Origin of the sequence: Afifella sp. IM 167, from assembly GCF_020144925.1 — a bacterium.
In the GTDB taxonomy this organism is placed as follows: Bacteria; Pseudomonadota; Alphaproteobacteria; order Rhizobiales; family Afifellaceae; genus Afifella.
In genome coordinates, this window is sequence record NZ_NSLC01000003.1 from 212,941 (window position 1) to 236,769 (window position 23,829).

The following is a 23,829-nucleotide window of genomic DNA, read 5'->3' on the forward strand; positions in this document are numbered from 1 at the left end:
ATAAATCCGCGGTTAAGACGGTTTTCTGATCCGGCGGGCGAGACGGCGAGGCAGGCGGCGGTGAAAGCCTGTGCCCCGTCACGTTCTAGAAGCCGAGGGCGCAACCGTCCTTGCGGGGGTCGGAGGCGCCGATCAGGAGATGGCGCGCGGGGTCGGCAAGCACCATCTGGCCGCCGCCGAATGGACCGGCCGCTGGCTTCACGTCGTGGCCGAGCGCGACGAGGCCTTCCGCCGCGCTTTTCGGCATGGCGGTTTCGACCAGGATCGAATCGGCATCGAAGAAGAGGCGCGGACAGTCGATCGCCTCCTGCGGGTCGGCGCCGTGATCGAGCATGTTGGCAACGACATGGGCGTGGCCAAGCGCCTGATAATGGCCGCCCATCACGCCGAAGGCGGCGATGGTGCGGCCGCCCTCGCGCATCAGCGCGGGGATGATGGTGTGCATCGGCCGCTTTGCTGGCCCGTATTCGTTCGGATGGCCCGCTTGAAGGGAAAAACCGGTGCCGCGGCTGTGGAGCGTCACGCCGCTTTCAGGCGCCACGATCGCCGAGCCGAAGCCCTGGAAGAGCGAGGCGATCAGCGAGACGAAGCGGCCCTCGGCGTCGGCGACGGCGCAATAGACGGTGCCGGAGGGCGGCGGGGGGACGGCGCGGAGAGCCGGGTTGCGCCGCGAAGGGTCGATCTGGCGGGCGAGGCCGTCGACAAAGCCGTCCTCAAACAGCGCCGCCGGTGGCGTGGCGAGGAAAGCCGGATCCGCCAGCCAGGCGTCGCGCAGGCCATAGGCGAGCCGTGCGGCTTCCGCCTCGATATGCAGCCGTTCGGCCGAGAGCATCGGATGGCGCGCGAGATCGAAGCGCTCCAGGATCGCGAGGATGAGAAGGGCGATTGCGCCCTGGCCGTTCGGCGGCAGTTCGACGATCTCGCGGCCCCGATAAAGGCGGGAGACGGGCTCCACCCATTGCGCCTCGGCACCGGCAAGGTCTTCCAGTGTCAGCGCGCCGCCATGGGAGGCGACGGCGGCGACGATGTCCTCCGCGACCGGCCCCGCATAGAAGGCTTCCGCGCCTTCCCCGGCGATCCTGCGCATCGTGGCCGCGAGCGCCGGGAAGCGGACGATGTCGCCCGCGCGCGGCGCGGTGCCGGTCGGCAGGAGATGTCGGCGGGCGCCGGCGTCGCGGTGCAGGCGGGGCGACAGGCTCGCCCAGTCATGGGCGACGCGCGGTGCGACCGGAACGCCCTTTTCGGCAAGCTCGATGGCGCGGGAAAGGGCGGTATCGAGGCCGAAGCGGCCAAAGCGGTCCAGAAGGGCGGCGAAGCCGCGGATCGCACCCGGAACGGTGACCGCTTCCACATGGTCCGGTCCGATGGTGGTGATCCCGCGGGACCTCAGCCGCTCGGCATCGGCCGCTTTCGGGGCGCGGCCGGAGGCGTTGAGGCCATGGATCGATCCGTCCGGCTCGGAGACGAGGGCAAAACAATCGCCCCCGATGCCGACCATATGCGGCTCGGCGACCGCGGCGACGGCCATGGCCGCCACCGCCGCATCGGCGGCGTTGCCGCCGGCGCGCAGACAGGCGATCGCCGCTTCGCTCGCAAGCGGATGCGAGGTCGCCACCATGCCGTTCGTCGCATAGACCGGCGAGCGGCCGGGGCTTTGGAAATCGCGCAAGGCTCAGACCTCACGGCACCACGAAAAAGGGCCGGCGCGCGGCCGGCCCTTCTTGGAAACCCTTGAGGCGCGGCGTCAGACGCCCGCCTTCGGCTCGAGGACCTGACGGCCGCGATACTTGCCGGACTTCAGGTCGATATGGTGCGGACGGCGCAGTTCGCCGGAATCCTTGTCTTCCAGATAGGCCGGCGCCTTGAGCGCATCGGCGGAACGGCGGAAGCCGCGCTTCATCGGCGAGGTTTTTCTCTTTGGGACGGCCATTTCGTGCTCCGTGAATGTCGAGGGGGCATCTGCCCAAAGCCAAGGGGCCCGCCGAGGGCAGGCAATGGCTGTTTGGCCGCGATATAGCTTCAAAGGCGCCGCTTGACCAGCGGGGGCGGTGAAAAATTACTCTTTCAGGCATCCGACATGCGGGCCGGCGGCGGCGGCGCGCCGGGCGAAGAGACGGGCAAGGCCGGCGGTGACCGGGCCGGGGCGCGCCGCATCGCGCAGATCCGGGGCGGGAAGGGTGGCGGCAAGGCGCCCACCCTCGGCGCGGCTCAGCGCCGCGGCCGGCTTGCCGAAATAGTGCCGCGCGGCAGCCTGCGCCCCATAGACGCCCCGGTCCCATTCGACGACGTTGAGATAGATTTCCAGAATGCGGCGCTTGGAAAGGATGGCGTCCGCATAAAGGGCCAGGGGAAACTCCAGCGCCTTGCGGATGTAGGAGCGGCCCGGCCAGAGGAAGAGGTTCTTCACCAGTTGCATGGTGATGGTGCTTGCGCCGCGCAGTTCGCCGCCCTTTCGCGCTTCCTCGATGGCGGCGCGCAATTCACCGAAATCGATGCCGATATGGCGGCAGAACTTGGCGTCCTCGGCCATGAGGACGGCGTTGACGAGATGCGGCGAGATCTCCTCAAGCGGAACCCACTGCTTCTCGATCGGCGCGCCGCCGAGCCGCTTCACCACCATCAGAGCGGAGACGGGCGGGTTGACGGCACTGTAGATCGGGATGAGAAGCAGGGGCATCAGGGCGAGAAAGAGGAGGGCAAAGGCGAGCTTCTTCAGCCAGTTGCCGCGTCGACGCGATGGTTGCCGCCGTTCCGCGCCTTCGGGTCCCTGGGGCGTCGTGCCGCCTTCTCCGTTCATTGCCGCGGTCTCATTCCTGTCTTCCAGCCCGTCCTGCCTTAGCGAAAACCATGCTGACGACAAGTGAGACAAATCCAGGCCGCTTCCTGCCGCGCCACGAGGCCTTCGTCGCCAGACTGAATGGCGAGCTCGACCGGCTGATGGACGAAAAGCGGCTTTCTGCCGTCGGGCGCGCGCCCGAACGGCTGGTGGCGGCGATGCGCCACGCCCTTCTTGCCGGCGGCAAGCGCCTGCGTCCCTTCCTGATGGCGGAGAGCGCCGCCCTGATCGGGGCCGATAGCGAGCCGCTGACGGCCGGCGCGGCGGTGGAGTGCCTGCACACCTATTCGCTCGTGCATGACGATCTGCCTGCCATGGATGACGACGACCTCCGCCGCGGCCGTCCGACCGTCCACCGCGCCTTCGACGAGGCGACGGCGATCCTTGCCGGCGACACTCTGCTCACCTTCTCCTTCCAGCTCCTGGCCGAGGCCGGGACGCATCCTGACCCCGCCGTACGGGTGGAACTGGTGCGGCTTCTTGCGGAGGCGACGGGCGCGGGCGGCATGGCGGGCGGACAGATGCGCGATCTGGCGGCCGAGCATTGCCGCCTCGACGCGGAGGCCGTCAACGAGCTGCAGGCGATGAAGACTGGGGCGCTGATCGCGGTCTCCTGCGAGATGGGCGCGGTCTTCGCCGGCGCCGGGGCCGAGGATCGCGAGGCGCTGCGTCGCTTCGGGGCGGCGATCGGACTTGCCTTCCAGATCGCCGACGATCTCATCGACACGCAATCCTCCGCCGAGATCGCCGGCAAGGCGACCGGCAAGGACGCGGCCGCCGGCAAGGCGACGCTGGTCTCGCTGCTCGGTCCGGAGGCGGCGCAGGATCTTCTCGCCCGCACGATCGGCGAGGCGGAGGCCTGGCTGGAGCCCTATGGCGAGCGTGCCGAGGTGCTGCTGGCGACAGCGAAGTTCATCGCCCAGCGCAGTCACTGATCACGGCGACACCAATCACGGGCGCTGACCGGGCCCGTCCCTTTCTGCGGCGCATCAGGCGTTGATCGGCGGCGTGCCGCCGTGCTCGTCCTCGATATGGGCGGCGACGATGTCTCCAAAGCTCGTCTCGGCCTCAAAGCCCAGATCGCGGGCGCGCTTTGCCTCGAATGCCCGGGGCCAGGCGGAGACGATCCTGGCGATCTCCTCGTTCGGCTCGCGGCGGATGAGGGCGACGGCCTTCTCGCCCGCGACTTCGCGCAACGCCTCGATCTCTTCGCCGACCGTGGCGCTGACGGAGGGCATCACCAGCGAGCGGCGGGTTCCGAGGGCTTCCGTCTCCATGGTTGCGGCATGGAGGAAGAAACCGGTTGCCGCGCGCGGGCTGGCGAAGACGTGGCGGAGGTCCTCGCCGACGGGCAGGATCGCCGGCTTGCCGGCGAGCGGCTCGCGGATGATGGACGAGAAGAAGCCGGAAGCGGCCGTGTTGGGCTCGCCGGGCCGCACGCAGATCGTCGGCAGGCGAAGCGCCACGCCGTCGAAAAAGCCGCGGCGGGTGTAATCGCCCAGGAGCAGTTCGCCCATCGCCTTCGCCGTGCCGTAGCTCGTCAGCGGGGTGAGGGCGAAATCGTCGTCGATGACATCCGGCAGCGGCGCGCCGTAGACGGCGACCGTGGAGGCGAAGATGAGGCGCGGCGCATAATTCGCCTTGCGCACCGCCTCGAAGAGGCCGCGTGTGCCGTCGAGATTGGCGCGATAGCCCTTTTCCATGTCCGCCTCCGCGCCGGCCGAGGCGAGGGCGGCGAGGTGGAAGATGACGTCAGGCTTCTCGGCCATGACATGCTCGACGAGAACATGGTCGGCGATGTCGCCCGCCACGGGCAGGACAGCGGTCTCCTCCGAGCCGAAGGAAGGCGGGGTTTGAAGATCCTGCAGCGTCAGTTTCAGGACCGGCCGGCCACCGAGCGTGCCGTCGGCGACAAGCCTTTCGGCGAGCTTGCGACCGAGCATGCCGGCGGCGCCGGTGATGAGGACGTGCATGAAGGGCTCCCTGAAGGTTTCGGCGGCCCGGGGTGAAGGGGAAAGGCCGCTCCGAAGTTCCTTTCTTGCCGTAAGGACCGGCTCAGTCGTCGTCGCCGGGGGCGGTGGAAAAGGCGCCGTTGAGAGTGGAGGAGGAGGCCGCCTTCTCATAGGCGAAGCGCCTGTGCGTCAGGGCGTTCGCAGCATCCAGAAACGCCCCAAGGGCGACCTTTGCCAGTCCCGAGCCGATGGAGACGCGGCGCACGCCGAGCTTTTCCAGCGCATCGATATCGTTGGATATGCCGCCGATACCGCCGAGCACGTTTACCGGCACGGAGACGGCGCCGACGATCTCGCGCACTTCCGCCTCCGTGGTGAGCCCCGGCACGTAGACGACGTCGGCGCCTGCCGCCTCATAGGCCTTCAGGCGTCGCACCGCCTCGCCGAGCGGATCGGGGTTCTTCGTGAAGAAGACCTCGCAGCGGCCGGTGAGCACGAAACCGGAGCCGGATTTTTCCGCTGCCTCCTTCGCGGCATCGAAGCGACGGAGCGCCTCTTCGAGCGGATAGAGATCGCCATTCGCCTGGTCCATGTCCTCGACCGAGCAGCCGGCAAGGCCCGCCTCGATCGCCTGGCGGATGGTCTCGCCGACCTCGGCGGGCGTTTCGCCATAGCCCGATTCGAAATCGCCGTTCACCGGCAGGGGGCTCGCAGCCGCGATGGTCCGCGCATGCGCGATCGCATCGGCTCTTGAGACCGCGCCGCTTGCATCCTGCCGGCCGAGCGTCCAGGCGAGGGCGGCGGAGGAGGTGGCGAGCGCCGCAAAGCCGAGATCGGCGAGAAGACGCGCCGTTCCCGCATCCCAGGGATTGGGCATGACGAAGAGTTCTCGGCGCTCGTGCAGGGCGCGGAAGGTGGCGGCGCTCATCGGGTCGTTCCTTGGTTGTGCCGTGCGCGATCGCGCGTCAGGCCTCAGTGATTGTCGCGCGGATAGGCGTGATGGGCGACATCGCGGTACTTCACCGCCGGCTCCAGCACCATGCCGTCCTCCAGCTGGGCGACCATGCCCCGCTGGATTTCCTGCCAGGGCGTCTGGCTCTGCGGCACGTAGGAGAGACCGCCGTTGGCGAGCTGCGCCTTCAAAGCGGCGCGGCGGCTCTCCAGCTCCGTCTCCTCGATCAGGATGTCGGCGCGCCGGGTGTTCAGGTCGATGCGCACCCGGTCGCCGGTCTTCAGCAGCGCAAGGCCGCCGCCCGCCGCGGCTTCGGGCGAAGCGTTGAGGATCGAGGGCGAGCCGGAGGTGCCGGACTGGCGGCCGTCGCCGATGCAGGGCAACTCGCTGATGCCCTTCTTCAAGAGCTCGTCCGGCGGCTGCATGTTGACGACTTCCGCGGCCCCCGGATAGCCGAGCGGGCCGGCGCCGCGAATGACGAGAAGGGTGTTCTCGTCGATGCCGAGCGAAGGATCGTTGATGCGGTCGTGGTAGTCCTCGCGTCCGTCAAAGACGACGACCTTGCCCTCGAAGGCCTCCGGATCGTCCGGGTTGGAGAGGTAGTGGCGGCGGAAGCTCTCGGAAATCACCGAGGTCTTCATGATGGCGGAATGGAAGAGGTTGCCGGAAAGGTTGAGGAAGCCGGCATCCTTCAGGATCGGCTCGCCGAAGGGGCGGATCACCTCGCGGTCCGTGGCGAAACGGCCCTCGCAATTTTCGCGCATCGTCCGGCCGTTCGCCGTCATCGCATCCGGGTGGGGCAGAGCGTCCGCCGCGATCAGCTCGGCGATGACGGCCGGCACGCCGCCGGCGCGGTGATAGTCCTCGCCGAGAAAGCGGCCGGCCGGCTGCATGTCGACGAGGAGGGGAATGGCATGACCGACCGTCTGCCAGTCCTCGTTGGTGAGCCTGATGCCCAGATGCCGGGCGATGGCGTTGAGGTGGATCGGGGCGTTGGTGGAGCCGCCAATGGCCGAATTGACGACGATGGCGTTCTCGAAGGCCTCGCGCGTCATGATCGCGGCGGGCAGAGCCTCCTCGCCCACCAATTCCACGATGCGCCGGCCGGAAAGATAGGCGACCTGGCCGCGCTCCTTGTGGGGCGCCGGTATGGCAGCCGCGCCCGGCAGCGTCATGCCGAGGGCCTCGGCGAGGGAGTTCATCGTCGTCGCCGTGCCCATGGTGTTGCAGTGGCCGATGGAGGGGGCGGAGGAGGCGACCATCTCGACATATTCGGCCAGGTCGATCTGACCGGCGGATTTCAGCTTGTTCGCCTCCCATTTCATCGTGCCGGAGCCGGAGCGCTCGTTCCTGTACCAGCCGTTCAGCATCGGCCCGCCGGGAAGGGCGATCGCCGGAATGTTGACGGTCGCCGCCGCCATCAGCAGGGCTGGCGTGGTCTTGTCGCAGCCCGTCGTCAGCACGACGCCATCGAGCGGATAGCCGAAGAGCGTCTCGACCAGGCCGAGATAGGCAAGGTTGCGGTCGAGCGCCGCCGTCGGGCGCTTGCCGGTTTCCTGGATCGGGTGGACGGGAAACTCGAAGGCGATGCCGCCGGCATCGCGGATGCCCTCGCGCACGCGCTTGGCGAGCTCGATATGGTGGCGGTTGCAGGGTGCCAGATCGGAGCCCGTCTGGGCGATACCGATGATCGGGCGGCCCGACTGCAGCTCCTCGCGGGTGATGCCCCAGTTGAGATAGCGCTCGATATAGAGCGCCGTCATGTCCGGATCGTCGGGATTGTCGAACCAGATCTGCGAGCGCAGCTTCACTTGGGTTCCGTGCTTGGCGTCGAACGACATCCGGTCCTCCCTCTTATCGCTCCGCCGAATATGCCCACGAGGCGCGACAGGTCAAAGGCGAGAGCGCCGATGGATAGAAACCCGGGTGCCGCACATGCGGCTTTGCTGCCCCAGGCCCCTCCTCTACAAAGGCACCGATTTCAGCCAGACGACATCGAAAGCGCACGCATATGACGCTCAGGACGATCGCCGGCTTCGACCGGATCGGAGAGGAAAACGCCTTCGCCGTGCTGGCGCGCGCCAACGCGCTGACGGCGCAGGGCCGCGACATCATCAATCTCGGCATCGGCCAGCCGGATTTTGCGACGCCCGGGCATATCGTCGAGGCGGCGGTGAAGGCGCTGCGCGACGGCGAGCATGGCTATACGGGCGCGACCGGCATCCTGCCGCTGCGCGAGGCGGTGGCGCGCTGGACCGAGCGGACCACCGGCGTGGAGGTGTCGCCGGAGCGCGTCGTCATCGTGCCCGGCGGCAAGGTGACGATGTTCTCCGCGATCCTCATGTTCGGCGAGCCCGGCGCGGACATCCTCTATCCCGATCCCGGCTTTCCCATCTATCGCTCGATGATCGAGTTCACCGGCGCGCGGCCTGTGCCGATCCCGATCCGCGAGGAGAACGGCTTTGCCTTCTCGGCGGAGGAGACCCTGTCGCTGCTGACGCCGCAGACGCGCCTCGTCATTCTCAACTCGCCGGCCAACCCGACGGGCGGCGTGACGCCGAAGGCGGAGATCGACCGGCTCGTCGCTGGCCTCGCCGAGCGGCCCGACATCGCCATCCTGTCGGACGAGATCTACGACCGGATGGTCTATGACGGCGAAGAGCATGTCTCGCTGCTCACCTATCCCGAAATCCGCGACCGGCTGATCCTCCTCAACGGCTTTTCCAAGACCTGGGCGATGACGGGCTGGCGCCTCGGCTGGTCCATCTGGCCGGACGCGCTCTTCGACAAGATGCGCAAGCTCGCGGTCAATGCCTGGTCCTGCGTCAACGCGCCGGCGCAGTTCGCCGGCATCGCGGCGCTGGAAGGCCCGCAGGACGAGGCCGAAGCGATGGTCGCCGCCTTCGACCGACGTCGGAAAGTGGTGACGGGACTCCTGAACGACCTGCCGGGCGTTTCCTGCGTCACGCCGAAGGGCGCCTTCTACGCCTTTCCGAACATCTCGAAGACGGGATGGAAGGCGAAGCCGCTCGCATCGGCGCTCCTCGAAGAGGCCGGCGTTGCGCTCATCGGAGGCCCGGATTTCGGCGTCAACGGCGAGGGCTATGTGCGCGTCTCCTACGCCAATTCGGAGGAGAACATCCGCACGGCGCTGGAGCGGATCGGCGCCTTCCTCAGCGCGTCGTGACGATCTCCGGCCCCATCAGGGATGTCGGCAGCCAGGTGGAGATCCACGGCACGTAGGTGACGATCACCAGGAAGAGGAGAAGGATGCCCGTGAAGGGCATGGCCGCCTTCACCACCCGTATCAGGTCCATCCCGGTGATGCCGGAGGTGACGAAGAGGTTGAGCCCGATCGGCGGCGTGATCATGCCGATCTCCATGTTGACGATCATGATGATGCCGAGATGGATCGGGTCGATGCCCAACTGGATGGCGATCGGGAAGACGACCGGCGCCACGATGAGCAGAAGGCCCGACGGCTCCATGAACTGGCCGCCGAGAAGCAGCAGAAGGTTCACCGCGATCAGGAAGGTGAACCAGTTGAAGCCGGCGCCGAGCATCCAGTCGGTGATTGCCTGCGGGATGCGCTCGGAGGTGAGCACATGGGCAAAGAGCAGCGCGTTGACGATGATGAACATCAGCATGATCGTCGTCTTGCTGCTGTCGACGAGCACCTTTCGCGTGTCCGGGTGAAAGCAGGCGGCCGGAAAGCGGACGAGCATGTCCTTGAGGCCGCGACCCCAGATCGGGATGCTCGCCAGAAGCGCGCGCGGCGCCCCAGCGCCTTCGCGCCAAGCGAGGTAGGCGACGAGGGCGAGACCGGAGGCGCCGAGCGCCACGAGCTGGCGCTCCTCCAGAGGCGTGTCGGGAGCGAGGAAGAAGCCGAAGATCAGGATGAGGGCGCAAAGCGTCAGCGCGTAGACGAGGCCGAAGAAGCCATTGCGCGCCGCGTGCCCGTCTTCCTCCGTCACCCAGTCCCGACCCTTCAGGGGACCCATGTCGCGGTAGATGAAGAGGGCGACGAAGAAGGCATAGACCGCGGCCACGGCCGCCGCCTCGGTGGGCGTGAAGGCACCCCCATAGATGCCGCCAAGTATGACGACGATGAGGAAGAGGCCGGCGGCCGCATCCTTGCCGGCATGCATGAACTCTCCGAAGCCCGGGAAGGGCTGCGGCTGCAATTTGCGTATGCGGGCGTTGATGTAGATGCCGATCATCAGCATCACGCCGGCGAGAATGCCGGGCAGGACGCCGGCCAGGAACATGCGGCCGACCGAGACATCCGTCGCGGCGGCATAGACGACCATGACGATGGAGGGCGGGATCAGAATGCCGAGCGTGCCGGCATTGGCGATGATGCCGGCGGCGAATTCCTTCGAATAACCGCTCTGGCGCATCGCCGCGATGGCGATGGAGCCGATGGCGACGACGGTCGCCGGCGAGGAACCGGAGAGCGCGGCGAACAGCATGCAGGCAAGCACCGAGGCCATCGCGAGGCCGCCGCGCAGATGCCCGACCGTGGCGACGGCGAAGCGGATGATGCGCCGCGCTACGCCGCCCGTCGACAGGAAGGCGGAAGCGAGGATGAAGAAGGGGATCGCCAGCAGCGTGTAGTTCTGCGAGGCGGTGAAGAGCTGCAGCGCCACCGAGGACATGGAATCGCTGGAGAAGAACGCGATGACGATGACGCTCGACAGGCCGAGCGATATCGCGATCGGAACTCCCAGAAAAAGGAAGGCGATGACGAGGATAAAGAGGATGCCTGATTCCATCGGGATGTGCTCGTTGGGGCTTTAGCGCCGGTGGTGCCAGTGCAGCCTGTGGGAATCCTCGATCGATTCCTCAAAGGGCTCCAGGTGTTCGTAGTCGTCGTCTTCGGGGTCCGGTGGATCGTCGCCGGGCGGATCGTCATCGGGCGGGTCGTCGTCCGCGGCGATGCCTTCGTGCTCGGCAACGAGCTCCTCGGCCTCGTGAGCGGCGACGATGAGGTCGCGCCGCCCGGTGATGATGGCGAACATCGCCTGCACCGAGCGCAGCGCCAGCAGGAAAAGGCCGACGGGCAGGATGAGATAGGCGATCCAGCGCTGGACGCGCTCGGGCGCGCCGAAGCTCTCCTGCACCCAGACGGGATAGCGTAGGTCGTCGAGGCCGAGCGGCAGCTTGTAGAAGCGGATCCAGTAATCGACGGCGCCGCCTCGGGAATTGGCGCCGAGATACTGCAGCCAGTCCGATTCCAGCAGGATGACGGCGTAAAGGACGGTGGCCAGCGCGCCGAAGACGGCGGCGACGCGGAAAAGCGGGCGCGGGAACATGCGGATGAAGGCGTCGACGCCGAGATGGGAGCCGATCTTCACGCCATAGGCCATGCCGAAGAGGATGAGCCAGGCAAACAGGATGCGGGTGAATTCCAGAGCCCCGGTCCAGCCCGAATGGAAGATGTAGCGGGCGACCACCTGGGTGAACTGGGTCAAGGTCATCGCGGCCAGCAACAGCGCGATGAAGCCCTCCTCAAGCGATGTGACCCAGCTCTTCTTGCGCATCAGAGCCCTCCCCAGGCCCTTTCCGGATAACAGAGAACCGCGGGGCCGCAAGCATTCTGCGATACTTGCGGTCCCGCGGAAATCTTTCTGTCAGGCATATCCCGCGCCTTCCGAGAAAGGCGCGGGCAAAGTCGCCGATCAGCTGTTGCCGGCAGCAACCGCCGCGTCGATCACGTCCTGGCCGACATCGTCGCGGAACTGGTCCCAGACCGGCTTCATGGCATCGACCCAGGCCTGACGCTGCTCGGGCGTGAGCTCACGCACCGTGCCACCGGCCGTGATGATCTTCTGCTTGGCCTCTTCGTTGATCTCCTCGGCGCGCGCATTGTACTCGTCGCTGACCTCCTTGAAGATCGACAGGAACTGCTCGCGCACGTCAGGATCGAGACCGTCGAGCCATTCCGTCGAGGTGACCGCCAGATAGGTCAGAAGCTGGTGGTTGGTCTCGGTGATGCCGTCCTGCACCTCGAAGAACTTTTGGGTGTAGATGTTGGACCAGGAATTCTCCTGACCGTCGACGACACCCGTCTGCAGGGCGCCGTAGACTTCCGAGAAGGCCAGCTTCTGGGCATTGGCGCCGAGCGCCTCGATCATCGCCTCGGCGACGTCGGAGGTCTGGATACGGAACTTCAGACCCTTGGCGTCGGTCGGCGCGATCAGCGGCTTGTTGGCGGAAAACTGCTTCAGGCCGTTGTAGATGTAGCCGAGGCCGATGAAGCCCTTGTCCTCGATGGCGTGGAGCAGCTCCTCACCCTTTTCGGAGTTGGAGAAGTTGTTCACGGCCTTCATGCTCGGGAACAGGAACGGAAAGTCCCAGATGCGGAATTTCTTGGTGTAGGCCTCGAACTTCGACAGCGACGGCGCGGCAAGCTGCACATCGCCGAGAAGCAGGGCTTCCATCACCTTGTCGTCGTCGAAAAGCTGGGAGTTCGGGAAAACCTGCATGCAGGCCTTTCCGTCCATCTCCTTGTTGACGCGCTCGGCGAGCGCGGCGGCCATTTCACCCTTCGGATGGCCCTGTGCCGCGACGACGTGGCTGAACTTGATGACCATCTCGCCGTCGTCGCAGCCTTCCTGCGCGAAGGCAGGCGCGGCGCCGACGAGCAACGCTGCAGCGGCAATACCGCCGATAAACTTCTTCATTGGATTCCTCCCTCAGGACCAACTCAAACACAAAGCGTAAAAGCGAGGCCCGGGGCAAGTCTCCCTGCCCGCGGGCCTCTCCCCTTCGCCCTAAGTACTTATACGACTGGGGATTGTGGATTGGCCAGCCCGGTTGTCGCAGCCCTACTAACGTCTCATACGCTTGGGGATGGACGAAAGGTGGAGCCCTTTTCAGGCCGGGGTTGTGCGCTCGGGGGTTGCGGCGGAGGGGGCGAGGGCGACACCCTTCACCTGCGCGTAGACGAGCATGCCCTCGGCAAGCGCCAGATGGTCGAAGGAGCGCAGGGTGACGCGCGAGAGGAGCCGCGCACCGCTTCCATCCTCGCCGAGGCCGAGCACGATCAACCTCTCGTGCGGTCCGACCGGCCGATGGGCGAGGATGCGGGCCGGCAGGATGTTGATGATCGTGGTGCTTTCCGGCGGCTTGCGCGCGAGGCTGACGTCGCCCGCGCCGACCCTGAGGCGCCGTGGCGTGCCGGGCCGGCCCGCCGGGGAGGGGATGACGATCTCGCCGCCGTCTACAGCAAGCGTCGCGATGCCATAGGCGGGGTCGTAGCCGGTGACGATCGCATCGAGACTGACGGCCGCCTCGCGCGAGGTGGCGAGCGGCAGGGCGGGATCGCTCTGCAGCTCGGAGAGCTTTCCCGAGGCGATCACGCGGCCCTCCTCCATCAGGACGAGATGGTCGGCGAGGCGCTCCAGCTCGCCGATGTCGTGGCTGACATAAAGCACGGGGATGGCGAGCCGCTCGTGCAGCCGCTCCAGAAAGGGCAGGATTCCGTCCTTGGTCTGCCGGTCGAGGGCGGAGAGGGGCTCGTCCATGAGGAGAAGCCTGGGCTGGGAGAGGAGAGCCCGGCCGATGGCGACGCGCTGGCGCTCGCCGCCCGAGAGCCTGGCGGGCGAGCGATCCAGAAGATGCCCGATGCCGAGGAGTTCGACGACCTCTTCAAGGCCCGTGCCCTCGCCTGGACGGGGAGGGCGGCGGCGCGGGGCGCCGTAGAGAATGTTGCGGCGGACGGAAAGGTGCGGAAAGAGGCTCGCTTCCTGGAAGACGTAGCCAATCGGGCGGCGATGTGCCGGGCGAAAGGTCGCAGCGTCCTGCCAGACCTCGCCGGCAAGCGATAAGTACCCTTCCAGGCGCTGGAGCCCCGCCGCGCAGCGCAGCACCGAGGTCTTGCCGCAGCCGGATGGCCCGAAGATGCCGATGACGCCCCGCGCCGGGACGCAGAATGCGGCATTAAGCGCGAAGCCGCCGAAACGGCCGGTGAAGGCGAGGTCGATGGTGCCGGGTTCTTCCATGCCGCCCTCAATCGCCCGAGCGGGCGACGCGCTTTTCGACGATCGTCATGGTCAGGATGACGATGAAGGCGAAGGCCGCCATGCCTGCGGCAAGAAGGTTCGCCTCGCCCCATCTCAGCGTTTCCACATAATCGTAGATGGCAACCGAGAGCACCTTGGTCTCGCCCGGAATATTGCCGCCGATCATCAGGACGACGCCGAACTCTCCAACGGTATGGGCGAAGCCGAGAACGGCGCCGGTCAGGAAGCCGGGGCGGGCGAGCGGCAGGGCGACGCTCCAGAAGGCGCGGGCGGGCGAGGCGCGCAGCGTCGCCGCCACTTCCATCGGCCTTTCGCCCATCGCCTCGAAGGCGTTGCGGATCGGCTGCACGACGAAGGGCATGGAATAGATGACGGAGCCGATGACGAGCCCCTCGAAGGTGAAGGCGAGAGTGCGCCCGCCCCAGAGGCCGGCGAGCGCCCCGCCCGGCCCGGAAGGGCCGAGCGCCACGAGGAGGTAGAAGCCGAGAACCGTCGGCGGCAGGACGAGCGGCAGTGCGACGACGGTCGCGACCGCCTCCTTCCACCAGGCCCGCGAGCGGGCAAGCCACCAGGCGATCGGTGTGCCGATGAAGAGCAGGATCGCCGTCGTGATGGCCGCCAGCTCGACGGTGAGGCGGATCGCCGAGACCGTCTCGGAGGAAAGGACCGGCACGGGCAATCAGCTTCCGGCGGCGGTGCCGTAGCCGTATTTCTCGATGATGGCGCCGGCTTCCGGGCCCCTCAGGAAATCCAGAAAGGCCTTCGCGCCGCTGCTTTCCTCACCCTTCTTCAACAGGACGGCATCCTGGCGGATCGGGGTATAGAGATCGGCGGGCACTTCCCAGCGCGAGCCTTCGCTCTTGCCTGCGATTTGCGACAGGGCCACGAAGCCGAGCTCTGCATTGCCGGTCTGCACAAACTGGAACGTCTGGGCGATGTTGTTGCCCTGGACGATCTTCGGCTCCAGGGCGGCGTAGACGCCGATCGCCTTCATGGCCTCGACGGCGGCTGCGCCGTAAGGCGCGGTCTGCGGATTGGCGATGGCGAGCTTGTCGAAATCGCCCGCCTTCAGCGTCTCCTCCCCCGCGATGAGGCCCGCGTCGGTGCTCCACAGGACGATCTTGCCGATCGCGTAGGTGAACTCGGTTCCCTCCACCCCGTAGCCTTCCTTCACGGCCTTGACCGGGCGCGCATCGTCGGCGGCAAGAAAGATCTCGAAGGGCGCTCCCTGGCTGATCTGGGTGTAGAGCTGGCCGGTGGAGCCGAAGGACAGGATCGCCGCCTCGCCGGTCTTCTCCTTGAAAGCGGCGGCGATCTCCTTGGCGGCCTCGGTGAAGTTGGCGGCGACGGCGATATTCGTGTCCGCCGCGAGCGCGGCCTGCGCGCCGGAAAGGACAAGGGCGGCAAGGCCTGCCGCGAGCATTCTCAAAGGCTTCATTTGGTCCCCCAGATGGTCAGTCGATTGCAAGGATGACATGTGCCGCGTCGAACAGGGCGCAGGCGGGCTTTCCAGGCTCAAGTCCCAGCTTGGTCGCGCTCTCGGCGGTGATGGTGGCGGCCAGGCTCTTGCCGCTGCCGATATCGAGAACGACCTCGGCGGTGACCTCCGAGCGTGTCATGCGCCGGATCGTGCCGGGCACGCAGTTGCGCACCGAGATGCTCGGCCCTTCCAGGCCGGGCGCGATGATGACAAAGGGCGCCTTGATGAGCGCAATCGCCTCGCGCCCGACGCAAAGGCCGAGCTCCCTCACGCTCTCCTGCGTGACGAGAGCGTGGATCGTCGTTCCCTCGCCAAGCGCAAGCGCCACCTCGGCGGAGAGTTTGTCGGAGCGGATGTCGGCTATGGTGCCGCGGAGCGCGTTGCGGGCGCTGGTCTTCATGAGCATTCCCGAGACGAGGTTGAGCGGCGAGATGCCGGTGCCGGAAAGATGCGGCTCGAGCGAGCGCACGACGCGCGCCATCTCGGCCTCAAGGCGGTGATAGGCCTCGATGACCTTGACGCCCGTCTCGGTGAGGCTCGCCCCGCCGCCCGCCTTGCCGCCAGTACGCTTTTCGAGAAGCGGCTGGCCGAAGAGGTTCGCCATGGCGTCGAGCGCGTCCCAGGCGGCCTTGTAGGTGAGACCCGCCGCCTTGGCCCCGGCGGTGATGGAGCCCTCTCGCGCCACTGCCTCCAGAAGTCGAATCCGCTCGCGCCCCACGGCCGGGGAATCCACGCTCCGCAGCGTCACGAGGGCTTCGATCTCCATCGTCTCGGGCCTCATCTAACGTCGTATAGTCAGGCTATATAGCGAGCAGATAGAGAAGGCCAGTACGACGAACGGGGGAGAGCGATGAAGCTCAGTGCACGCAACCAGCTGAAGGGAAGGATCGTGGCAATCGTGAAGGGCGCCACCACCACGCATGTTCGGATCGACACCGGCGGGGCGATCGTCACTTCGGCGATCACCAACGAGGCGGTGGAGGAACTCGGCCTTGCCGAGGGGCAGGAGGCCTATGCGGTGATCAAGGCTTCCGACGTGATGATCGGCATTGCCGATCCGGCCTGACATGAAAAAGGGCGAGGCCGCCGGCCTCGCCCTTCAATTCAACGCGATAAGGCGCCGGCATTCTACAACATGAAGAAGCTGCGCAGGGAGTGCAGCGCTCCCCGGCGCTCCTCGCTGCGGCGAGCGGGGGCAGAGGTGGTGCCCGGCAGCTTGGTGGTGACCATCGCCTCCTTCTCCGGTCGCTTCGGCGCCACCGCATTGGGCGGCTTGCCGCTCGCCGTCGGGGCGGAGGAACGGCCAAGTCCCTTGTCCGCGCGCTCTTCCAGAGCGTGAAGGATGGCTTCGCACCAGGCCTGCGCCGTGCCCTTCTTGAGGCGGGCGAACATCGCGTCCCAGCGCTGCTTGCGCTCCTCCAGCGGCATGTTGAGCGCCTGCTGCAGGGCGCGGGCCAGCGAGGCCGTGTCGTAGGGATTGACGATGAGCGCCTCGGGCAGCTCCTTCACCGCGCCGGCAAAGCGCGAGAGGACGAGGACGCCCGGATCCTCCGGATCCTGCGCGGCGACGTATTCCTTGGCGACGAGGTTCATGCCGTCGCGCAGCGGCGTCACGAGGCCGACGCGGCTCGCCCGGTAGATGCCGGCAAGGGCCCGGCGGGTGAAGCCCCGCGTCATGATGCGGATCGGCACCCAGTCGAGCGCCGAATAGGCGCCGTTGATGTGGCCGGCGAGCTCCTCCAGCTCGCTCCTGAGGTCGGAATAGGCCTCAAGGTCGGAGCGAGACAGCGGCGCCACCTGCATCAGGCTGACGCGCCCGCGGTTCTCCGGATAATCCTGCAGGAGCCGCTCGAAGCCGCGGAAGCGCTCCGGGATGCCCTTGGAATAGTCCAGCCGGTCGACGCCGATGATCTGCTCACGGCCGCGCAGCAGGACCTTCAGCTGCGCCTCGTGCTCCTTCGCCTCGTCGGAGACGGCGAATTCGGCGAAGCTCTCGGTGTCGATGCCGATCGGGAAGGTGGAAGCGCGGAAGATGCGGCCATAGGCCGTCAGCTCGTCGTTCTCGCCCTCGCTGCCGCCGAGCTCCTCGACGACGTAGCGGGCGAAATTGCGCCGGTCATTGTCCGTCTGAAAGCCGATCACGTCATAGGCGGTGAGGGCGCGAATGAGCGAATGCGAGTTCGGCAGCGCCGTCATGATTTCCGGGCTCGGGAACGGCACGTGAAGGAAATAGGCCATCGGCCCGTCAAAGCCGGATTCGCGCAGGCGCTCGCCGAGGGGAATGTAGTGGTAGTCGTGAACCCAGACCATGTCGCCGGGCTGGGTCTGCGGCATCAGCCTTGCCGCCATGCGCTCGTTCACCCTGCGATAGGCGTTCTCGTAACGCTGGTCGAACTCGGCGAGATCGAGACGGTAATGCAGAAGGGGCCAGAGGGTGCGGTTGGCGTAACCGGCGTAGAACTCCTCGACGTCCTCTGCGGTCAGATCGATGGTGGCGAGGCGTACCTTGCCATGCTCCTCGACCTTCATCTCGCCGAAGGTGCCCTCCGAGCTCTTGTCGCCGGACCAGCCAAACCAGATGCCGCCACGCGAGCGCAAAGCATCGCCGAGGCCAACTGCCAAACCGCCGGCCTTGCCGCCGTCTGTCAGCGGGCCCACGCGATTTGATACAACGATCAGTCGCCTCATGTGACTGGTGCTCCCTCCCCGAGATTCGGTGTCTCGATCTTCGACTTCTTTTCGTCTGGCAAAACCCGGAAGGCATCCTCCCGGTTCCTCGGCCAGTCACGAATCTTCACTTCGCCACCTCCTCGAGCCAATGGTGCACCGCCGGCACATCGGCCAGTCTGTAAGCCGCTTCCGTTTCCCCGCTTCCAACCTTCACGCCGAAGCCGCCACGGCCCGCGGCAAAGCGAAATCCGTCTTCATCCGTGGTGTCGTCGCCCAGGAAGACGGGAGCACGCCCCGCAAAGGGCGGACGGGCCATGAGGCGCTCGATCGCTTTTCCCTTGTCGACATTATCGGGCCTGATCTCGACGATAGCATGACCCTTGACGAGGCGAAGACCGCCAAGGCCGGCAATCGCCGCCTCGCCGAGCTCTCCGGCGCGGGTCTCCGCTTCGGGTGCGGTGCGATAGTGGATGACGAGGGCGGCGCCCTTGTCCTCCACCTTCAGCCGGTCGCCCTCGCCGATCTCCTTCGACAGCCTCTCGCGCGCCACCGCCATCGCCTCGGGCGGCGGCGCGGCCTCGATCCCTTCTCCGGGATGGAAACGGATCTCCTGGCCGTGCACGCCCGCGGCGGGGAAGGCGAGGGGGGCCAGAAAGCGGTCGATGGAGGAAAGTGCCCGACCGCTGACGAGGGCGACGGCGCCATCCTGGCGCACTTCCAGCGCCTTCAGGCGCTCCACGGTTCCCGGCTCCAGGCGGATGCCGTCTGGGTCGTCGGCAAAGCCGACCAGCGTGCCATCGAAATCGAGGAAGAGGGCGTGTCGGGACTTATCGAGCAACGGCGGTTCGGTAAGATCACGCATGGAGAAGGTGTAGGCCGATTCCGAAATTGCGTCAAACTTCGCTGCGGTGCAGCACAGTCGGCGCGCTCCCTCCCACAGCAAGGCGCAAACAAAAAGCCCGCGGGAGGAAAATCCCGCGGGCTTGTGTCTCAGCCTAGCTAAACTTCTACGAGCGCGACGGCTCGCAGAGGCAGGATCGACTATTCGTCGCCCTTGTCCTTCTCGTCGGCGTTGCGCTTCTTCAGCGCGGCACCCAGGATATCGCCGAGCGAAGCGCCGCTGTCGGTCGAACCGTACTGAGCGACAGCCTCCTTCTCCTCGGCGATCTCCAGCGCCTTGATCGACAGGGTGATGCGACGCGCCTTCTTGTCGATATTGGTGACGCGGGCATCGACCTTCTCGCCGGCCGCGTAGCGCTCGGGGCGCTGCTCAGAGCGATCGCGCGACAGCTCGGCGCGGCGGATGAAGGCCGTCATCTCGGTGTCGGCGAGCTTCACCTCGATGCCGCTGTCCTTCACCTCGACAACCTCGCCGGTGACGATGGCGCCCTTGCGGATGCCTTCGACGGCCTCGGCGAAGGGATCGCCCTGCACCTGCTTGATGCCGAGCGAAATCCGCTCCTTGTCGACGTCGACCTCAAGGACGACGGCCTTGACCATCTCGCCCTTCTTGTACTCCTCCATCGCCTCTTCGCCCTGGCGGTCCCAGGAGAGGTCGGAGAGGTGCACCATGCCGTCGACGTCGTTGTCGAGGCCGAGGAAGAGACCGAACTCGGTCTTGTTCTTGACCTCGCCTTCGACGGGCGTGCCCACCGGATGGTTCTCGGCGAACTCTTCCCACGGATTGCGCATGGCCTGCTTGAGGCCGAGCGAGATGCGGCGCTTCTGCGGATCGACCTCGAGCACCATCACCTCGACCTCCTGGGAGGTGGAGACGATCTTGCCGGGATGGATGTTCTTCTTCGTCCAGCTCATCTCGGAGACGTGGATCAGGCCCTCGATGCCCGGCTCCAGCTCCACGAAGGCGCCGTAATCGGTGATGTTGGTGACACGGCCGGTGAACTTGGCACTGACCGGGTACTTCGCCTCGATGCCTTCCCAGGGATCGGCTTCCAGCTGCTTCATGCCGAGCGAGATGCGGAACGTCTCCGGATTGATCCGGATGATCTGCACCTTCACGGTCTCGCCGATGGAGAGGATCTCGGAAGGATGGTTGACGCGCCTCCAGGCCATGTCGGTGACATGCAGGAGACCGTCGATGCCGCCGAGATCGACGAAGGCGCCGTACTCGGTGATGTTCTTGACCACGCCGTCGACGACCTGGCCTTCCTTCAGCTTGGCGACCAGCTCGGAGCGCTGCTCGGCGAGCGTGTCCTCGAGCACGGAACGGCGGGAAACGACGATGTTGCCGCGGCGCTTGTCCATCTTCAGGATGCGGAAGGGCTGCGGCGTCTGCATCAGCGGGCCGACATCCTTCACCGGGCGCACATCGACCTGGCTGCGCGGCAGGAAGGCCACGGCGCCGTCGAGGTCGACCGTGAAGCCGCCCTTCACCTGGTTGAAGATCTGTCCGGTGACGGTGTCGTTCTTCTCGAAGGATTCTTCCAGACGAATCCAGCTCTCCTCGCGCCGCGCCTTCTCGCGCGACAGCATGGCCTCGCCGAGCGCGTTTTCCACGCGCTCAAGATAGACCTCGACCTTGTCGCCGGGCTTCAGCTCGCCGTCGCGGCCGCGCACGCCGAATTCCTTCAGCGGCACCCTGCCTTCGACCTTGAGACCGACATCGACGAGGGCGACGTCTTTTTCGATCGCCACCACCGTACCTTCGACAACCGTGCCCTCCTGGACGTCGCTGTCGGCAAAGGATTCTTCGAGAAGGGCCGCGAAATCCTCGCGGGTCGGCTGCGGAACAGCCTGCTGCATACTGGCCATCAATGCTCCTGTTGGGGCCCCGGGCGGCGCGCTTTTCGTCAAACCGCTCGCGGGATCAACGCCGTGGTTCGTGTTTCAACCGGCCGTCCCGGCCCCCGCTGCATCAGCGGTCGGCGTTTGGGGCAAGGAACGGCTCTGCTCGCTCCGCGAGGCTTTTGGGATACGCCAGAAGGGCGCAACCCTTCAGGAAGGGCTCGCCCGGTTCTCGGCCGAAACGGCTCGATCGACGATCGCGACAGCTGCGCGGAATGCCGCTTCTATAGTCATTGCGCTGGTATCGATCAAGTGTGCGTCGTCGGCGGGGCGGAGCGGCGAATCGGCCCGCTCCATGTCGCGGGCGTCGCGGCGCTTCAGGTCGGCAAGCACGGCATCGAAGTCCACCGCCTGTCCGCGGCCGACAAGTTCGTCGGTGCGGCGGCGGGCGCGCTCCTCCGGCGAGGCGGTGACGAAGAGCTTCGCCGGTGCGTCGGGAAAGACCACCGTTCCGATGTCGCGCCCGTCGAGAACCGCCCCCGGAGGGCTGGCCGCGAAGTCGCGCTGGCGGGCGACGAGGGCGCGGCGAAGCTCGGGAATGACGGCAATCCTGGAGGCCGCCTCGCCGATCTCGTGGGCGGCGAGCCGGTCGCGGTCCATGGCGCCGAGGTCGAGCCTCTCGGCGGCCGCGACCGCCCTTGCGCCGTTCTCGCCAAGGCCGCCTTCCTCCAGGAGAAGCGCGGCGACAGCGCGGTAGGTGAGCCCGGTGTCGAGATGCTTCAGCCCGTAATGGGCGGCGAGCCTTCGCGCCAGCGTGCCCTTGCCGGAAGCGGCCGGACCATCGATGGCGATGACGAGGGAGCGGCTCATTTCGTGTCCCCCGCGGTGAGCTCTGCCCCGCCGATCGTGCCGCCGAGCCCGGCGAGAAGCTCGGCAAAGCCCGGAAAGGACGTGGCGATCATCGCCGCATCGTCGACGGTGACCGGCTTTTCGGCGGCAAGGCCCATCACGAGGAAGCTCATGGCAATGCGGTGGTCCATGTGGGTGACTACGGTGCCGCCGCCGGGCACGCGCCCGCCGGTGACGGCGAGGCTGGCGGCGCCCTCCTTGCAGGCAACGCCGTTCGCGGTGAGCCCGGCGGCGACGGCGGCGAGGCGATCGGATTCCTTCACGCGCAATTCCTCAAGCCCGTACATCAGCGTGACGCCCTCGGCAAAGGAGGCGGCGACAGCGAGCACCGGGTATTCGTCGATCATCGCCGGAGCGCGCTCCGGCGGCACCTCCACGGCCTTCAGCCGCGAGGCGCGGGCGCGGATGTCGCCGAGGCGCTCGCCTCCGGTCTCGCGCTCGTTCTCGATCGAGATGTCCGCCCCCATCTCGGCCAGCACTTCCAGGAGGCCGGTGCGGCGCTCGTTGAGGAGAACGCCTTCGACGGTGATGTCGCTTTCCGGCACGATGAGTCCGGCGACGATGAGGAAGGCGGCAGAACTTGGATCGGCCGGCACCTCGACCTCTTGCGGCGTCAGCTCCGGCAGGCCCTTCAGGCGGATGACGGTTTCGCCGTCCTCGCCCCGCGCGACATCGATCTCGGCGCCGAAGCCGGCGAGCATCTTCTCGGTGTGGTCACGGGTCGGCACCGGCTCGATCACCGTGGTCGTGCCGGCGATGTTGAGGCCGGCCAGAAGCACGGCCGACTTCACCTGTGCCGAAGGGACAGGCACGCGATAGGCGATCGGCGCCATCGGATCGGCGCCGCGCAGCGAAAGCGGCATGCGATCGCCCGAACGGGCGATCACTTCCGCGCCCATTTCGCGCAGGGGATCGAGGACCCGTCCCATCGGGCGGCGGCAAAGGGAGGCGTCGCCGAAAAAGGTGGAGGCGAAGGGATGGGCCGCGGCCATGCCCATCGTCAGGCGGGCACCGGTACCGGCATTGCCGAAATCGAGAGGCGCCTCCGGTTCCAGCAGGCCGCCCGTACCGAGTCCGCTAACCGACCAGAGGCCCTCGCCCCTGCGCTCCACGCTCGCCCCGAAGGCCCGCATGGCAGCGGCCGTGGAAAGCACGTCGGCGGCTTCCAGAAGCCCGGAAATGCGCGTTTCGCCGATCGCCAGCGCGCCGAGCATCAGAGCCCGGTGGGAGATCGATTTGTCGCCAGGCACCCGGATGCGGCCACGGAGCGCGGAGGAGGGGCGCGCAGTCATCGGGCGGGCTGGAAGGTCGGACATCGGCATGGTTCCCAGGGGGCGCCGGCCCGCCTCCTGCCGGCCGATCGCGGCGCTTCGGTTAGCATCCTGTCCGGCCGCGGTCATCCCCGTGCCGCGCGGCAAGTGGGACAATCCAAGAGAAGCCGTTTGACAGGGGGCGGGCCGGCGGCTATCGGGACCGGCGATTTTCTGACAGGCAAGGATTTGCGAAGTGGCCAAGCCGGAACTTGGAACCAAACGCGTTTGCCCGGAATGCGGCACGAAATATTACGATCTCAACCGCGATCCGATCATCTGCCCGCATTGCGGCGTCGTCTATGAACGGACGGCCCGCGAGAAGGCGGCCGAGGCTGCCGCCGCCGAGGCGGAAGAGGAGGAAGTGGAAGACGTCGTCGAGGATGATGACGAGGAGGAAGAGGATATCGACATCGAGGTCGTGTCCCTTGAGGATGCGGACGACGATGACGAGGATTCCGACACCGAGAAGGGTGCAGGTCCCGATACCGCCGACGACGACAGCGAAGACGACGACGTTCCCGAGATCGATGAAAGCGACATCGAGATCGAGGAAGAGGATGACGACGACACCTTCCTCGACGAAGACGAGGACGGGGATGACGACGTTTCCGACATCCTCGGAGATGTGGACGACGACGAGGAGCGCTGAGCGGCCGCAGAAGGCCGTTCGAAAGACGCGCATCGCGGGACTTGCAAAAGGCAAAAGTCGCGCCTAGTTTCCGCCCGCTTCGGCCGGAGGGCACATGTCCCCGGCCGATCCAACTGCTCCCGCAGGCTACAGGCTGCGAGAGCCGAAGAGGCCGGCCCTTCTGGGCCGCCCATCCCAAGATCAGGGGCCGTAGCTCAGTTGGGAGAGCGCGTGAATGGCATTCACGAGGTCAGGGGTTCGATTCCCCTCGGCTCCACCATCTTTCCTCCCGGATACCGGCGGAGACCGCCTGACGC

The 23,829-nt window shown here is 66.8% G+C and carries 22 protein-coding genes and 1 tRNA gene; 5 read left to right on the plus strand and 18 right to left on the minus strand.

Features of this window, described 5'->3' with window-relative positions; translation table 11 throughout:
- Window positions 1-85: 85 nt before the first annotated feature.
- The 3 genes from CLD20_RS06260 to mtgA all read right to left on the minus strand — a co-directional run bounded on the left by CLD20_RS06260 (window position 86) and on the right by mtgA (window position 2,797).
- Complete coding sequence (locus CLD20_RS06260) at window positions 86-1,669, minus strand: gamma-glutamyltransferase family protein (protein ID WP_224405740.1); 1,584 nt, start codon at window positions 1,667-1,669, stop codon at window positions 86-88.
- A 75-nt stretch (window positions 1,670-1,744) separates the two neighbouring features.
- Window positions 1,745-1,930, minus strand: coding sequence for a 50S ribosomal protein L32 (gene rpmF / locus CLD20_RS06265; protein ID WP_224405741.1), 186 nt, complete (start codon window positions 1,928-1,930; stop codon window positions 1,745-1,747).
- A gap of 126 nt (window positions 1,931-2,056) precedes the next feature.
- Entirely contained in the window at window positions 2,057-2,797 is a 741-nt protein-coding gene (mtgA, locus tag CLD20_RS06270; RefSeq protein WP_224405742.1) for a monofunctional biosynthetic peptidoglycan transglycosylase, read from the minus strand.
- Window positions 2,798-2,847: 50 nt separating this feature from the next.
- Here mtgA and CLD20_RS06275 point away from each other — a divergent pair, with 50 nt between their 5' ends.
- Window positions 2,848-3,771, plus strand: a complete 924-nt coding sequence (locus tag CLD20_RS06275) for a polyprenyl synthetase family protein (protein WP_224405743.1) — start codon at window positions 2,848-2,850, stop codon at window positions 3,769-3,771.
- Between the two features lie 54 nt (window positions 3,772-3,825).
- On the opposite strand, the gene denD is transcribed toward CLD20_RS06275, so the two are convergent.
- The 3 genes from denD to CLD20_RS06290 form a co-directional block, all read right to left on the minus strand.
- A complete protein-coding gene (gene denD / locus CLD20_RS06280; protein WP_224405744.1) occupies window positions 3,826-4,809 on the minus strand; it encodes a D-erythronate dehydrogenase in 984 nt (327 codons plus the stop codon).
- Between the two features lie 82 nt (window positions 4,810-4,891).
- A complete protein-coding gene (locus CLD20_RS06285; protein WP_224405745.1) occupies window positions 4,892-5,716 on the minus strand; it encodes an isocitrate lyase/phosphoenolpyruvate mutase family protein in 825 nt (274 codons plus the stop codon).
- A 44-nt stretch (window positions 5,717-5,760) separates the two neighbouring features.
- Window positions 5,761-7,581, minus strand: a complete 1,821-nt coding sequence (locus tag CLD20_RS06290) for an IlvD/Edd family dehydratase (RefSeq protein WP_224405746.1) — start codon at window positions 7,579-7,581, stop codon at window positions 5,761-5,763.
- A 170-nt stretch (window positions 7,582-7,751) separates the two neighbouring features.
- Between CLD20_RS06290 and CLD20_RS06295 the strand changes: the two genes are divergently transcribed.
- Window positions 7,752-8,927, plus strand: coding sequence for a pyridoxal phosphate-dependent aminotransferase (locus tag CLD20_RS06295; protein ID WP_224405747.1), 1,176 nt, complete (start codon window positions 7,752-7,754; stop codon window positions 8,925-8,927).
- Here CLD20_RS06295 and CLD20_RS06300 read toward each other — a convergent pair.
- From CLD20_RS06300 to CLD20_RS06330, 7 genes are all read right to left on the minus strand, one after another.
- Window positions 8,914-10,515 (minus strand): TRAP transporter large permease, encoded by a 1,602-nt coding sequence (locus CLD20_RS06300; protein ID WP_224405748.1) that lies wholly within the window; start codon window positions 10,513-10,515, stop codon window positions 8,914-8,916. The genes CLD20_RS06295 and CLD20_RS06300 overlap by 14 nt on opposite strands.
- Window positions 10,516-10,536: 21 nt before the next feature.
- Window positions 10,537-11,283: a TRAP transporter small permease gene (locus tag CLD20_RS06305; protein WP_370636818.1), complete on the minus strand. Its 747-nt coding sequence runs from the start codon at window positions 11,281-11,283 to the stop codon at window positions 10,537-10,539.
- A gap of 138 nt (window positions 11,284-11,421) precedes the next feature.
- On the minus strand, window positions 11,422-12,426 hold the full coding sequence (locus CLD20_RS06310; protein ID WP_224405749.1) for a DctP family TRAP transporter solute-binding subunit: 1,005 nt from the start codon (window positions 12,424-12,426) through the stop codon (window positions 11,422-11,424).
- 192 nt (window positions 12,427-12,618) lie between these two features.
- Window positions 12,619-13,746 (minus strand): molybdenum ABC transporter ATP-binding protein, encoded by a 1,128-nt coding sequence (gene modC / locus CLD20_RS06315; RefSeq protein WP_224405750.1) that lies wholly within the window; start codon window positions 13,744-13,746, stop codon window positions 12,619-12,621.
- Window positions 13,747-13,753: 7 nt separating this feature from the next.
- The gene (modB, locus tag CLD20_RS06320; protein ID WP_224405969.1) at window positions 13,754-14,440 is read right to left on the minus strand and encodes a molybdate ABC transporter permease subunit; all 687 of its coding nucleotides are present in this window, start codon (window positions 14,438-14,440) and stop codon (window positions 13,754-13,756) included.
- A gap of 6 nt (window positions 14,441-14,446) precedes the next feature.
- Window positions 14,447-15,205, minus strand: a complete 759-nt coding sequence (modA, locus tag CLD20_RS06325) for a molybdate ABC transporter substrate-binding protein (protein WP_224405751.1) — start codon at window positions 15,203-15,205, stop codon at window positions 14,447-14,449.
- A 16-nt stretch (window positions 15,206-15,221) separates the two neighbouring features.
- Window positions 15,222-16,013 (minus strand): TOBE domain-containing protein, encoded by a 792-nt coding sequence (locus CLD20_RS06330; protein ID WP_370636836.1) that lies wholly within the window; start codon window positions 16,011-16,013, stop codon window positions 15,222-15,224.
- A gap of 84 nt (window positions 16,014-16,097) precedes the next feature.
- Here CLD20_RS06330 and CLD20_RS06335 point away from each other — a divergent pair, with 84 nt between their 5' ends.
- Window positions 16,098-16,313, plus strand: coding sequence for a molybdopterin-binding protein (locus CLD20_RS06335; RefSeq protein ID WP_224405753.1), 216 nt, complete (start codon window positions 16,098-16,100; stop codon window positions 16,311-16,313).
- A 62-nt stretch (window positions 16,314-16,375) separates the two neighbouring features.
- Here CLD20_RS06335 and CLD20_RS06340 read toward each other — a convergent pair whose 3' ends face one another.
- The 5 genes from CLD20_RS06340 to aroA form a co-directional block, all read right to left on the minus strand.
- On the minus strand, window positions 16,376-17,869 hold the full coding sequence (locus tag CLD20_RS06340) for a trehalose-6-phosphate synthase (RefSeq protein ID WP_255599507.1): 1,494 nt from the start codon (window positions 17,867-17,869) through the stop codon (window positions 16,376-16,378).
- A gap of 172 nt (window positions 17,870-18,041) precedes the next feature.
- Window positions 18,042-18,755: a trehalose-phosphatase gene (gene otsB, locus CLD20_RS06345; protein ID WP_224405755.1), complete on the minus strand. Its 714-nt coding sequence runs from the start codon at window positions 18,753-18,755 to the stop codon at window positions 18,042-18,044.
- 203 nt (window positions 18,756-18,958) lie between these two features.
- On the minus strand, window positions 18,959-20,689 hold the full coding sequence (rpsA, locus tag CLD20_RS06350; RefSeq protein ID WP_224405756.1) for a 30S ribosomal protein S1: 1,731 nt from the start codon (window positions 20,687-20,689) through the stop codon (window positions 18,959-18,961).
- 183 nt (window positions 20,690-20,872) lie between these two features.
- Window positions 20,873-21,532: a (d)CMP kinase gene (gene cmk / locus CLD20_RS06355; RefSeq protein WP_224405757.1), complete on the minus strand. Its 660-nt coding sequence runs from the start codon at window positions 21,530-21,532 to the stop codon at window positions 20,873-20,875.
- Entirely contained in the window at window positions 21,529-22,887 is a 1,359-nt protein-coding gene (gene aroA, locus CLD20_RS06360; protein ID WP_224405758.1) for a 3-phosphoshikimate 1-carboxyvinyltransferase, read from the minus strand. The genes cmk and aroA overlap by 4 nt, the downstream gene beginning before the upstream one ends.
- 190 nt (window positions 22,888-23,077) lie before the next feature.
- Here aroA and CLD20_RS06365 point away from each other — a divergent pair, with 190 nt between their 5' ends.
- Window positions 23,078-23,533, plus strand: a complete 456-nt coding sequence (locus tag CLD20_RS06365) for a TIGR02300 family protein (protein WP_224405759.1) — start codon at window positions 23,078-23,080, stop codon at window positions 23,531-23,533.
- A 183-nt stretch (window positions 23,534-23,716) separates the two neighbouring features.
- Window positions 23,717-23,792: transfer RNA gene (locus CLD20_RS06370), tRNA-Ala, on the plus strand.
- Window positions 23,793-23,829: the final 37 nt, after the last annotated feature.